The organism is Altererythrobacter chaiwopuensis, from assembly GCF_054957735.1.
The window spans coordinates 229,385-241,809 of the sequence record NZ_JBTXJF010000003.1 but is presented as its reverse complement, the minus strand read 5'-3'; the positions used below and the strand labels follow the sequence as shown (position 1 = coordinate 241,809).

Annotated in this window: 10 protein-coding genes; 4 read left to right on the top strand and 6 right to left on the bottom strand. The window is 60.4% G+C overall.

Annotated features, from left to right (window positions below):
- Window positions 1–46 precede the first annotated feature (46 nt).
- Together ACX3VQ_RS12605 and ACX3VQ_RS12600 are read right to left on the bottom strand one after the other, a co-directional pair.
- Window positions 47–2,566 carry a penicillin-binding protein 1A gene (locus ACX3VQ_RS12605; RefSeq protein WP_462581395.1) on the bottom strand — a complete coding sequence of 840 codons (2,520 nt, stop codon included), beginning with the start codon at window positions 2,564–2,566 and terminating at the stop codon, window positions 47–49.
- A gap of 70 nt (window positions 2,567–2,636) precedes the next feature.
- A complete protein-coding gene (locus ACX3VQ_RS12600) occupies window positions 2,637–3,506 on the bottom strand; it encodes an N-acetylmuramoyl-L-alanine amidase family protein (RefSeq protein ID WP_462581394.1) in 870 nt (289 codons plus the stop codon).
- Between the two features lie 448 nt (window positions 3,507–3,954).
- Between ACX3VQ_RS12600 and ACX3VQ_RS12595 the strand changes: the two genes are divergently transcribed.
- Window positions 3,955–6,678 (top strand): Rne/Rng family ribonuclease, encoded by a 2,724-nt coding sequence (locus ACX3VQ_RS12595; protein ID WP_462581393.1) that lies wholly within the window; start codon window positions 3,955–3,957, stop codon window positions 6,676–6,678.
- 104 nt (window positions 6,679–6,782) lie between these two features.
- Here ACX3VQ_RS12595 and ACX3VQ_RS12590 read toward each other — a convergent pair whose 3' ends face one another.
- Entirely contained in the window at window positions 6,783–7,418 is a 636-nt protein-coding gene (locus ACX3VQ_RS12590) for a class I SAM-dependent methyltransferase (protein ID WP_462572315.1), read from the bottom strand.
- A 146-nt stretch (window positions 7,419–7,564) separates the two neighbouring features.
- Window positions 7,565–8,311: an SDR family NAD(P)-dependent oxidoreductase gene (locus ACX3VQ_RS12585; protein ID WP_462581392.1), complete on the bottom strand. Its 747-nt coding sequence runs from the start codon at window positions 8,309–8,311 to the stop codon at window positions 7,565–7,567.
- 244 nt (window positions 8,312–8,555) lie between these two features.
- Between ACX3VQ_RS12585 and ACX3VQ_RS12580 the strand changes: the two genes are divergently transcribed.
- The 3 genes from ACX3VQ_RS12580 to zapE are packed head-to-tail and all read left to right on the top strand — an operon-like array spanning window position 8,556 to window position 10,925.
- A complete protein-coding gene (locus ACX3VQ_RS12580) occupies window positions 8,556–9,338 on the top strand; it encodes a succinate dehydrogenase iron-sulfur subunit (RefSeq protein ID WP_462572318.1) in 783 nt (260 codons plus the stop codon).
- 4 nt (window positions 9,339–9,342) lie between these two features.
- Window positions 9,343–9,801 carry a PaaI family thioesterase gene (locus tag ACX3VQ_RS12575; protein ID WP_462581391.1) on the top strand — a complete coding sequence of 153 codons (459 nt, stop codon included), beginning with the start codon at window positions 9,343–9,345 and terminating at the stop codon, window positions 9,799–9,801.
- A gap of 5 nt (window positions 9,802–9,806) precedes the next feature.
- Window positions 9,807–10,925: a cell division protein ZapE gene (zapE, locus tag ACX3VQ_RS12570; RefSeq protein ID WP_462581390.1), complete on the top strand. Its 1,119-nt coding sequence runs from the start codon at window positions 9,807–9,809 to the stop codon at window positions 10,923–10,925.
- A 3-nt stretch (window positions 10,926–10,928) separates the two neighbouring features.
- Here the strand turns inward: zapE and ACX3VQ_RS12565 are convergent, their stop codons facing one another.
- The gene (locus ACX3VQ_RS12565; protein ID WP_462581389.1) at window positions 10,929–11,852 is read right to left on the bottom strand and encodes a crotonase/enoyl-CoA hydratase family protein; all 924 of its coding nucleotides are present in this window, start codon (window positions 11,850–11,852) and stop codon (window positions 10,929–10,931) included.
- A gap of 303 nt (window positions 11,853–12,155) precedes the next feature.
- A complete protein-coding gene (locus ACX3VQ_RS12560) occupies window positions 12,156–12,386 on the bottom strand; it encodes a hypothetical protein (RefSeq protein ID WP_462581388.1) in 231 nt (76 codons plus the stop codon).
- Window positions 12,387–12,425 lie beyond the last annotated feature (39 nt).

Below are 12,425 nucleotides of genomic sequence, written 5' to 3'. Positions count from 1 at the left end.
ATTGGGCGTAACCGCCCAAAGGCAGGTTCCGCGGGAGCAGAGCAAATCAATAGATTCCGCCCTGTTCCTCGACAAAATTGCTTGGTTGACCGTCGCTGGTCGCCCCGCGGCCCTCCCTAGCGCGGCGGATCAATGCGAGCAATTCATCGCGCAAGGCCGTAATCCGGTCCTGGCGGGTGGCGCGCGGAGGTTCGGTATCAGGCTTGAACGCTTCCCAGATTACCGCCGAAAGCGGATCGTCAGTCGGCCATTGGTCGAACACACGCTTGCCACTGCGCCGGTCGATCCGCACCATGCGGATTCCGGCAGGGGCAACCGCAGGCCGATCGCTCCAGCGGTCCCGCGTCGCCTGGACAAATTCCTTGAAGATCGGCGCCGCCGTATTGCCCCCCTGTACCCAGCCGCCCAGGTTGCGCGGCTGGTCATATCCGACATAAACACCGGCAATGATTTCAGGCGAACCGCCCACAAACCAGGCATTGGTGGGCCCGTTGGTGGTGCCGGTTTTTCCGAACAGCGGCAAATCGAGATCACGCAGGCGCACCGCAGTTCCGCGCTTGACCACGCCCTCGAGCATGTGCACCACCTGATAGGCGGTGCGCGGGTCCATCACTTCCTGACCTTTGACCCCGAAGCGCGGCATCGGCTGGCCATCCCATTGGGACATGTTGCACTTGTCACAGCGGCGCTTGTCCGCACGCCAGATAACCTTGCCGTGCCGGTCCTGAACATAGTCGATCACGCTGGGTTCATTGCGGCGGCCGTGATTGGCCAGCGCGGCATAAGCGCCGACCATCTTCATCACAGTGGTGTCACCGGCGCCCAATGCGAATGCGGGATAGGGTTCATAAGAACCGATCCCCACCCGCTGAAAGGTTTCGACCACTTCGGGCATGCCGGTTTCCATCGCAACATGCACGGTCATCAGATTGCGCGACTGCTCCAGCCCCCAGCGCATGGTGTGCACCCCGCCCGATTCCCCGCCGAAGTTACGGAAACATTTTTCGCCCAGATTGGCGCCCTGGTAAACGCAGTATGTCTGGTCTGGCACTTCGGTGGCCGGGGTCATCCCGTGATCCAGCCCGCTTGCATATACGAATGGCTTGATAGTCGATCCGGGTTGACGTTCGGCCTGCGTTGCCCGGTTGAAATCGCTCAGGCGAAAATCGAACCCGCCCTGCATCGCCAGCACTCGGCCGGTTTGCGCTGACTGCGCCAGGAAGCCGCCTGATACCTCGGGGATAATGGCCACGCGAAAGCCAGACGATGAGGGGTCTATCGCAATAACATCGCCCGCCTTGAGTGAGCTCGGCGGATTGACGAGCGGCGCCTCTTTACCATCGGAAAAGCCGACCCGCGCGCTATCCCCGGAACGTGCCGTAACAACTGCGATGCGCCAGTCCTGATACCGGATCGACAGGAATGAGCTTTGCAACTGGCTCGCCCAATTGCCTTTGCTGACGTCAATGGTGGCGATCGGTCCAGCCCACCCGCGATTTCCGTGATAGCGCAGCAAGCCTGCGCGCAGGGCATTGCGCGCCGCATCCTGCAACTCGGGATCAAGCGAAGTGCGGACCCACAAACCACCGGCATAGACGCTGTTGGGGCCGTCCTCGGCATTTTCGCCGAACTGATCGAGCAACTGGCGCCGGACTTCTTCCATGAAATAACCGGCATCTACCGATCGTTCGCGACGCAGGCTGACAACCCCCAATGGCCGGGCCTGCGCCGCGCGCATTTCCTCAGCACTGATATATCCGTTGCGCTCCATCTGGCTGAGCACGAAATTGCGGCGCTCGATCGCCAGATCGGCATAGCGAGAGCGTCCGTAACGTTCCGGCGCCTTGGGCAGGATCGCAAGAAAGGCCATTTCGTTGAGATCGAGCTGGTCAACATCCTTGTCGAAATAGGCTTGAGCTGCCGCCTGCACGCCGAAACTGCGTCGCCCGAGCGGAATCTCGTTAAGGTAAAGCTCAAGGATTTCCTGCTTGGTCAGCACGCCTTCGATACGGCGCGCGAGAATCATCTCCTTGAGCTTGCGGGTGACCGAATATTCATCCCCCAGAAGCAGGTTCTTGGCCACTTGCTGGGTAATCGTCGAACCGCCAACCGCTCGCTCGCCAGAGCCGAATTTGCGGGCGTAATCGAACACCGCATTGAGTGTGCCGGTGATGTCGACTCCGCCGTGACTGAAGAAAGTCTTGTCCTCGGCTGACAGGTAAGACTCGATCAATTGTTGTGGGAAATCGGCATACTGCAACTGCACACGGCGTTCGCGGGCATAGGAATAGACGATCCCGCCATCCGCCCCGCGCACCACCGTGGGCAGCGGGGTTTCGTAATCGAGCAGGCTTTCCGCATCGGGCAAATCACGCGCGAGCAATATCCACACCGCCACCATCAGCAATGCAAAGGCGCCCACTCCCGCCACGCCCCAGCGGAAGAGACGATGCGCCTGCCAATTGGCACGGAACCAGGCCAGCGCCATCGCGCTGTCGCCCTTCAGGCGTGCCTTAACATAGGCGAGGTCGATGCGGGCGGTGTCAGTCATGGCGGGATCGTTCATTCGTATTAGGCAATAGCATGGGAATTTCGGGATAGGCTAGGCGCTAATCGACGAATGAAGGTGCAATGTGTCAGGGCGAGCTGCGACGAACAAAATAAATCCGGATCGCGCGCGCCATGATTGTCGCAAACTCCTCTTGCCAGTCAGACGATGTGAGCCGCGCCGAATCCGCTTCGTTGGTAACAAATCCTGCTTCGAACAGCACCGATGGCAAATCAGGTGTACGCAGCACGACAAGGTCCGCGGCTCGCTGGGCCTGGGGGTGGAACGCCAGCTTGCCCTCGCCTTCCCGGATCACGAGATTGGCGAATTCGGTTGAAGCAACCTGTGACCGGCGCTGCGAAAGATCGACAAGGATGGCGCTTACTTCGTCACTCTGGTCTTCGATCGAAATGCCGTTGAGGCGGTCGGCATCGTTCTCCGCGCGTGCAAAACGGGCTGCAGCTGCACTCGAAGCGCGTTTCGAAAGCGTGTAGAGGCTCGCTCCGCTGATCGCACTTTTTTCGCCTGCCGAATCAGCATGGATTGACAGGAAAAGGTCGGCATTCATCCGCCGCGCGATATCCGGTCGCTCTGCCAGCGCCAGCAATCGATCATCTTCGCGAGTGAGGGCAACACGAATACCGCCTTGCTGCACCAGGTCGTCCCGCAGGGCCAGTGCAAGGCCAAGCGTGATATCCTTCTCAAGCACATCCGCGCCCATCGCACCCGGATCGCGCCCCCCGTGCCCCGCATCGATCACAACCAGCGGCAGGGTTGGGTCTTGCGGACCATAGATCGGCGGCAGCGTGACTGCTTCGGCGATCTCCGGCATCAGGAAGCGTAGCACGTATTCGCGGCCCCATTGCGGGACAGGGACCTGGATTCCCGCGCCCACCAGCCCGCCGATCACGGCCAGCGGAATCAGTACGATTGCAGCAATGTGGGCACGCCAGCTCATTGCGAAGCATTGTTACGGCGTTGATGCGGCAAAGCGCAATATGGTTGCGGCCTGAAACCCACGGTGCTAGCAGCGCTGGTGGCGGTGCCAGTTGGCCGAAAGCCCTTTAGTGGGGCAAGGCCTGGCCGGATAAAGCCGCTGTCTGGCGAAAATCTTTCCCGGACTTCACAACAGGTTGATGCAGTGACTAGACAGCCCACCCAGCAATTCCGGACGCCGCGCCAGGTGCGCGCGACGGAGTTTGCCGGCCGGGCCGCAGCAGAATGCTGCAATCTCGCACTCGCAGACACGCATTTGGTTTTTCCGCTCGTCACGCTTAGCGGCGCGGGCAGAACACATCCCGCTGCGCGGCCAGATATGGCCCGCAGCACATATATATCTTCACACACACATCGGCGCGCGCAGGCCCTTTTCAGGCCACCCTGCCCCCGCGCCCGGAGAATTTACAATGTCAACGCGCATGCTCATCGACGCGCGCCACCCGGAAGAAACGCGGGTGGCGGTGCTCAAAGGCAACCGGATCGAAGAATTTGATTTCGAATCTGCCGAACACAAGCAAATCAAGGGTAATATCTACCTCGCCAAGGTAACCAGGGTCGAACCGTCGCTGCAGGCAGCGTTCGTCGATTTCGGTGGCAACCGGCACGGCTTTCTCGCCTTCAGCGAAATCCACCCGGACTATTATCAGATCCCGCAGTCCGACCGCGAAGCCTTGCTTGCCGAGGAAGCAGAGGCAGCCGAAGAAGAGGCTCGCCTGCGCGCAGAAGAGGAAGATCGCGGCGAAATCCCCGGCGACGAATATGACGCCGAGGACGACGAATCAGCCGAAGCGCTGGCCGAAGACCTGGCCGAAGACGGGGTCGAGGAAATCTACACCGGTGACAAGGACAAGGTTTCCACGATCGAAGATGGCCAGGTCGATGGCAATGGCGACGATGATGACGGCGAGTATTCGGACGATGGAGCGGATGAAGACGATTCAGCCGACGACGCCGAGAATGACGGCAGGAAATCCGGACATGATCGCGGCCGCCGTGGCCGCCGCCGCCAGGGAGGCGGCAAGAGCCGCGCCAAGGAAGTCGACGAAGTGCGCGCGCGCCGCCAGGCCTTGCGCCGCCGCTACAAGATTCAGGACGTCATCCAGCGCCGCCAGGTCCTGCTGGTGCAGGTCGTCAAGGAAGAACGCGGCAACAAGGGCGCTGCGCTAACCACCTATCTCAGCCTTGCGGGGCGCTACACCGTGCTGATGCCCAATTCATCGCATGGAGGCGGGATCAGCCGCAAGATCAGCTCGGCCAATGACCGCAAGCGGCTCAAGACAGTCGTCTCCGATCTGGAGCTGCCCAAGTCGATGGGGCTGATCGTGCGTACTGCCGGGCTCAGCCGCACGAAGACCGAAATCAAGCGTGACTTTGACTACCTCGCCCGCCTGTGGGACGAGATCCGTGAAAAAACGCTATCCTCGACGGCGCCCGCGTTGATCCATTCGGATTCGGATCTCATCAAGCGCGCAATCCGCGACATCTACAACAAGGAAATCGAGGAAGTCGTTGTCGAAGGCGAGGAAGGATACAAATCCGCGCGCGCTTTCATGAAGCTGCTAATGCCCAGCCATGCGCGCCGGGTGAAGGCATATTCCGATCCGGTTCCGCTGTTCCAGCGTTATGGCGCTGAAGACCAGCTGCGCGCGATGTATGATCCGGTGGTGCAGCTCAAATCGGGCGGCTACCTGGTAATCAACCCCACCGAAGCGCTGGTTTCGATCGACATCAACTCGGGCCGCTCGACCAAGGAGCACGGGATCGAGCAGACTGCGCTTTCGACCAATCTCGAAGCGGCCAAGGAAATTGCCCGGCAATTGCGCCTGCGTGACATGGCCGGCCTGGTCGTGATCGACTTCATCGACATGGAATACAATTCCAACATCCGCAAAGTCGAAAAGGCGATGAAGGATGCGCTCAAGAACGATCGTGCGCGCATCCAGGTAGGCCGCATTTCGGGTTTCGGCCTGATGGAAATGAGCCGCCAGCGCCTGCGCACCGGTGTGCTCGAAGCGACCACCCGTGATTGCCCGCATTGCGACGGCACCGGCCTGGTGCGTACCGCATCCTCGGCCGGACTTTCGGCGCTCCGCCTGATTGAAGACGAAGCCGCCAAGGGCAAAGGCGCGCTGATCCGCCTTGGTGCAAGCACCGAAGCCGCTATCTACCTGCTGAATGCCAAGCGTGCCGATCTGGCAGAGATCGAATCCCGCTATGGCGTGACTGTGGAAGTGGTCCCCGAAGGCGAGGATGAAGGCGCCAAGATGAGTGTGTCCAGCGCCGGCCCACGCCCCACACAAGCACCGAAGTTCGAACCGATCCACGTCGAGGATGATGACGACGACGAGTTGACGGACGAAGAGTTCGACGAGGAAGATCGCGAAAACGAAGATGACGATGGTGGTTCATCTAAGAAGAAGCGCCGCCGCCGCCGAGGCGGGCGCGGCCGCAACAAGAAGCACCATGACGAGCGCGATGAGCGTGATGAGCATGACGAGGATGATTCTGACGCGGGCGAGAATGGCGAAGATCGCGAAGATCGCGAAGAAACCCCTTCTCGCAAGGACGAGGAAGATGAGAAACCCAAGAAACGTCGGCGTCGCGGTGGGCGCGGTCGCCGCCGGAAAGAACGGGGCGATGGCGATGAAGCCGGAGTAACCGAAGAAGCGCCGGCAGAACGCGGCGAATCCAGCGAGCAGGTTTCAGGAGACGTCGCGGTTTCAGACGAGCAGGAAGCCGAACCAGAACCCGCAGCGAAAGAGAAGCCCAAACGCAAGCGCGCTCCGCGCAAGAGCAAGGCCAGCGAAGCGGTGGCTGCGGCAGAGGCGGAAACCGAAGCCGCGCCGGAAACCGAGCCAGAGGCCAAGGTTGAAGAAAAGCCCAAGCGCAAGCGCGCTCCGCGCAAGAACAAGGCGAGCGAAGCAAAGGCAACAGAAGCTCCTGCTGACACCGCTCCGGAAGCTGAAGCCGAACCCGCAGAAAAGCCCAAGCGCAAGCGCGCACCGCGAAAGGCAAAGGCTAGCGAAGATGCCGCTGAGACGGCATCCGCTGAAGCTGCGCCCGCACAGGACAATGGCGCTGACAGCGGTGATACCAAACGCGGTTGGTGGCAGCGCACATTCGGCGAATAAAAGGCAAATCTGCAAATCTGGCGCGGCGGTGCGGCTCAGGCCGTGCCGCCGTTTGCCGTCAAAGGTCAGGCGTCAGGGCTCAGATCTAGTTCGAAACCGCCGGGTCAGAGTCCGGTTCTACGCGCGACGCCCCACTCGTTCCATGCGGCAAAACGGGGCGCTTTGGGCAGATAGCCCTGCCCCAGTGGCTCAACCTCGAAGCCCGCCCCCCGCAGCGCTGCGCCAATCGGCCGCGTAAGGTGACAATTGCCCGCGATCTTTTTCCACACCGGCTCGATCCGGTCCTGCCACCGCGCGACATCTGGATCGGGCGCGCGGCCATGCTCGAGGAAAAGCAGCCGCCCGCCCGGCCGTAAAATTCGGCGCATTTCCGACATTACCTGTTGCGGATCGTCGACCGAGCACAAGGTGAAAGTGCACACCACCGTGTCAAAACTGGCGTCACGGAACGGGATGTCTTCGCCCACGCCTTCGCGAATATTGCCATCCCATCCCCTGGCTCGCGCTCTTTCCCGTGCCGCATCCAGCAAGCTGGCGTGCGGATCAATCCCGCTAAAGCTGGAAATCAAGCTGGTTTGGTAGAATTCCTGGTTCAGACCGCCGCCGCAGCCAAGCTCGAACACGTCACCGCTTGCGAGGGGCACCAGCTGCGAACGCCGCTTCATCACCTGGCCCTGCCCGCAAGCAAATGTGACGAGGCGCGGCATGAGATGCGCATCATACCATTGCTTGAATGACATCGAACCGGGCCTCGTTATTCACATTGGATGCAAAGGCTATGACGCATCACCTTGGATGGCAAGAAGCCTTTCATTGAAGCGCGTGCCTGTTTGAACGAACATTCTTTCGTCAAATGCATCCTGCACCGGCACGGGCAAGGCTGATCCTAAGCCGCTATTTCCTCGCCCTTCCAGTCGAATACCTTTCCCGACTGCGCCGGGCCAAGTGTGTCCAGCACGCCAAGCAAGTTGATTGCCGCTTGTTTCGGGGCGGTAAGCTGGCCTTCCGGCAGGTTTGACTGGAACGGCTGCGACAGTGCGGTGGCCACCGTACCTGGATGCAGCCCAACGACTACTGCCTGGCCATGAGTGCGGCCCAGCTCGATCGCGAAGTTCTTCAGCAGCATGTTGAGCGCGGCCTTGCTGGCGCGGTAGCTGTGCCAACCGCCAAGACGGTTGTCGCCGATTGATCCGACGCGGGCGGAAAGCACAGCAAACACGCTTCGCCGGTCACGTGGCATCAATGGCAGCACGTGCTTGGCGACCAGCGCAGGGCCAATCGTGTTCAGCGCAAACACTTGCGCCATGGCCCCGGGGTCAAGTTTTCTGTAGCTCTTCTCAGGGCCGGTTCCGGTGCCCAGGCTCAGAGCGCCGGTGGCGACGATCACCAGATCGGGCGGTTCGCCGCGCATCAGGCTGACTGCATCGGCGATGCTACCCTCCTGCTCGAGATCGAAGCTGAAAGGCGTTATCGCGGCGCCTTGCGGCACCTTGCCGCTGCGCGAACCGGCATAGATTCGCCCTGCCCCGCGTTCCTGCAATGCCTTGCAAAGCGCGCTGCCAATCCCGCCCGACGCGCCGAACACCGCCGCAGCTTGCGGCCAGTGACCGCCTTGCTGTCCTACATTACCCATGGCGTGTAGACGCGCGGCATGGCTGCAAGGTTCCCTCCCTTCCCGCATTTGACTGCGCGCGATCCCCCGGGAATTTTCTTGTTCCAGGACTGTGTTCCATGTGTTCCATCCTGCTGAAGCCCCGAGCCATCATCTGCAGTTCGAATTCGCTCAATCGCCCTGTCAAAAGTCTCAACATGCCCCCGCTTGCCCTCAGCGGTGAAGCCGCTAGATAGGGGGCGCAAAGCAACAGGATTATCATCTCATGGCGACCTTCACCCTCCCCAAGAACTCGAAGATCACCGGCAAGGGGAAAACCCACAAGGCCGATGGCGGCAAGCGGGTGAAGAGTTTCAAGGTCTACCGCTATGATCCCGACAGCGGCGAGAACCCGCGTTATGACAGGTTCGAGCTCGATCTGGACCAGTGCGGGCCGATGGTGCTCGACGCGCTGATCAAGATCAAGAATGAGGTCGATCCCACGCTAACCTTTCGCCGGTCCTGCCGCGAGGGCATTTGCGGCTCATGCGCGATGAACCTGAACGGCAGCAACGGCCTTGCCTGCACCACCGCAATCGAAGATCTGCCGGGCGAAATCCGCATCACTCCGCTGCCGCACATGGAAGTGATCAAGGATCTGGTGCCCGATTTCACGCATTTCTACGCGCAATATGCCTCCATCCGCCCATGGCTCCAGACCGTCACTCCCACGCCAAGCGGCAAGGAACGGCTGCAATCGCCCGAACAGCGCGAAAAGCTCGATGGTCTTTACGAGTGCATCCTGTGCGCCTGCTGCTCAACTGCCTGCCCCAGCTACTGGTGGAATTCGGACAAGTTCCTGGGCCCGGCCATCCTGCTGCAAGCCTATCGCTGGCTGGCAGACAGCCGCGACGAGATGACCGGCGAACGGCTCGACCAGCTCGAAGATCCGTTCCGCCTCTATCGCTGCCACACCATCATGAACTGCGCCAACGTTTGCCCCAAAGGCCTCAGCCCGGCCAAGGCAATCGCAGAAACCAAGAAGATGATGGCTGAGCGCGCGATCTGATCCGGTGGCTTTGAAGGACGACGTATTCGATCACCGGCCCGATCCGGAAAACCCGGGCTGGTATAACTGGAACCTCAAGGACGACACGCTGTTCAACGGGGCGGTGATGGGCAAGCTCATCACCCGTCAGGAAGGCGACAAGTGCCGCCTGCGTATGTTCCCAGAGCGCAAACATGAAAACCTTCAAGGGATCATTCATGGGGCGATCACGCTGTCCCTGATCGATATTTCGCTGTTCACCACCATGCATGTGTTGGGCAGCGGCAATGCCGGCCCGTCCGTGACGCTGGAACTCTCGACCCAGTTCATCGGCGGCGGTGATCCGTCACGCCCGCTCGACGCGGTGACCGAGATCATGCGCGAGACGGGCAAGCTGGTGTTCGTGCGCGGCGAAGTTGTGCAGGAAGATGACCGTATCGCCGCCTTCAGCGGGATCATTCGCAAGTTCGTGCCGCGGGATTGAATTCAATGAGCGGCGTTCTTGCCCGCTATGAAGCGCTGATTGCGGCCGGTGAATTGCAGCCTGACCCCGATCAGCGGGCGGCTGCCAAGCGGCTGGCGCGGTTGCAGGCCGAGCTAGAATCCGTTCCGAAGCGAGGTTCGGTGCTGTGGCGGGCGCTCAACCGCAAGCCTGAGGCACCGCAGGGCGTCTATATGTGGGGCGGTGTGGGCCGCGGTAAATCCATGCTGATGGACCTTTTCATCGAAACGCTGGACATAAACCGCAAGCGCCGCGTGCATTTCCACGCCTTCATGCAGGAAGTCCACGCGCTGCTGCGCGATGCCCGCAAAGGCAAGAGCGGCGATCCGATCCCCCTTGTGGCCAAGGCGCTGGCAGAAGACATTCGCTGCCTCGCCTTTGACGAGATGGTGGTGAACAATTCCGCCGATGCCATGATCATGAGCCGGCTCTTCCGCGCGCTGATCGTGGATGAGGCGGTTGCCATCGTCACCACCAGCAATCGCCCGCCGCGCGGTCTCTACAAGGACGGGCTCAACCGCGAGCACTTTCTGCCTTTCATCGACCTGATCCATGACCGGCTCGACGTTTTGCCGCTTAACGGCCCGGTCGATTACCGGCTTGACCGGCTGGCGGGGATCGCCAGCTGGCACACGCCGCTTGGCGATGAGGCGACGGCGCAGGTACGCGAGGTATTCTTCCGCCTGACAGACTACAAACCCGAAGACGCCGAACATGTGCCCAGCGGATCGCTCGACCTTGGCGGCGGGCGGGTGCTGCATGTCCCCAAGAGCCTAAAAGGCGTTGGTGTGTTCAGCTTCAAGCGGCTGTGCGGCGAGGCGCGCGGCGCGCCCGACTACCTGGCGATTGCGCGCGCCTATCACACTGTGATCATTGTCGGAATCCCGCAGATGGGGCCGGAAATGCGCAACGAGGCGGCGCGTTTCGTAACGTTGATCGATGCTTTATACGAACATCGCGTGAAACTGTTTGCAACCGCCGCTGCCGCCCCGGACGAGCTATATGATTCGGGCGATGGCGCATTCGAATTCGAACGCACGGTCAGCCGACTCAAGGAAATGCAAAGCGCCGATTACATGGCGCAAGGTCACGGCAGCAAGGAATAGGGATCAAGCGGCCGCGATCCGCTCCGCGAGGCGGGCCTGTGCAGCGACGAGCCGGTTCATGACCTTCAGGTCCTGCTCGCGCAGCTCAAGCGCAGTATCGGCCCAGATTTCGGTAATCCGGTTGAGCTCTTGCAGATCGAGTTTCCATGCCTGTTTCATCGCCCGGCGCGATCCGACCAGCCCGGCATGGCGCCGTTCGGATTTCTTGATGAACTGCTTGCAGGCGCCGATCCCGTCACCCGGTTCCGCCAATTCGTGCACCAGGCCCAATTCATACATCTGTTCGGCCGTGAAAGTTTCGTTCGAGAGGATGATCCGTTCGGCCATGGCGCTTCCCAGCTTGCGGCTAAGCAATGCATGGGCCCCCATACCGGGAAACAGGCCGAACATGATTTCAGGAAGGCCAAAAGTTGCCGTCTTCTCTGCAACGATGAAGTCAAAAGACAGCAAAGCTTCGAAACCGCCACCCAAGGCAGCTCCTTGCACCAGCCCAATAGTCAACATCTCCAAGTCAAGACAACGGATATTGCGATCAAGGATAGCGCAGCAGCGGTGCCCGTATGCCACCAGCCCTTCGCGATCACGGTTGCGAATGAGCTGCTCGAACAATGCGAGATCGCCGCCAAAGCAGAACACATCGGGTGCGCGGCTGCCAAGGATCAGATAACGCAAGGGAACCTTTCCTTCGCCAAATCCCTCTGCGATAAGTTCCTGCCAACGCTCGAAATCATGCAGCATCGGCGGGGTGAAACTGGGCCGCCCATCAGGGTTCATGAAGGTCCACAGCGCAGCAGACCGATCGTCATACAGGATATCAAGCTGTTCGAGTGCGAGCAGATCGACCGGAATCGACTGGTGGATTGCGCTTTCGGCAAACAGTTCCTCGTCATCGGACAAGGATATGACTCGCGAAACACCACTATCCATAATTACGCGCCCTCTTGTCCCCCCGAACAGCGTATTTACTGCAAAACAATTACATTGTTTCCAGTAAAACCCCGAACCCAAATGGAATCTAAGCGACACCGGACTCGCTTGGCAAACGGAAAATTTCAACGATGAGGCGAACGGACTCGCAAATCTGATCAGGCGAGACCTGCCAGCACCATGCGCGCCGTTGGCCGCGCAAGTCTAAGCCGCAGTTTCGCTGGGCTCGCGGCATGACTGCGGCCTAAAGGCCACACATGGATTTCAATATGGTTTTCAAACCGTAAACTGCGGGCAAGCGGCTCAGTCTTGATGGGTGCCCGTGCGTATTCCCGAGTGAGGCTCTTCTTCGAGCCATTCGATCAACATATCGAGCACACGGCGCACGGAATATTCCTGCTCATCAAGTCGCCTTTCAAGCGCAACTATCTTCGCATCGCGTGCGGTCAGCTGGCGCTCGATCTCGGCCATCGCCTGATTGATGAACGGTGCCGGTTCGGCGCTCGCCGGGTCAAGATAGACGTGTTCACTCATGCCTGATGCTCCCTATGGGTGGAATGCTAGGCAGATTTG

Bases quoted from the DNA above. Each gene is read 5' to 3' on its own strand.
- ACX3VQ_RS12605 (WP_462581395.1), bottom strand. From the start codon at position 2,566: ATGAACGATCCCGCCATGACTGACACCGCCCGCATCGACCTCGCCTAT.
- ACX3VQ_RS12600 (WP_462581394.1), bottom strand. From the start codon at position 3,506: ATGAGCTGGCGTGCCCACATTGCTGCAATCGTACTGATTCCGCTGGCC.
- ACX3VQ_RS12595 (WP_462581393.1), top strand. From the start codon at position 3,955: ATGTCAACGCGCATGCTCATCGACGCGCGCCACCCGGAAGAAACGCGG.
- ACX3VQ_RS12590 (WP_462572315.1), bottom strand. From the start codon at position 7,418: ATGTCATTCAAGCAATGGTATGATGCGCATCTCATGCCGCGCCTCGTC.
- ACX3VQ_RS12585 (WP_462581392.1), bottom strand. From the start codon at position 8,311: ATGGGTAATGTAGGACAGCAAGGCGGTCACTGGCCGCAAGCTGCGGCG.
- ACX3VQ_RS12580 (WP_462572318.1), top strand. From the start codon at position 8,556: ATGGCGACCTTCACCCTCCCCAAGAACTCGAAGATCACCGGCAAGGGG.
- zapE (WP_462581390.1), top strand. From the start codon at position 9,807: ATGAGCGGCGTTCTTGCCCGCTATGAAGCGCTGATTGCGGCCGGTGAA.
- ACX3VQ_RS12565 (WP_462581389.1), bottom strand. From the start codon at position 11,852: ATGGATAGTGGTGTTTCGCGAGTCATATCCTTGTCCGATGACGAGGAA.
- ACX3VQ_RS12560 (WP_462581388.1), bottom strand. From the start codon at position 12,386: ATGAGTGAACACGTCTATCTTGACCCGGCGAGCGCCGAACCGGCACCG.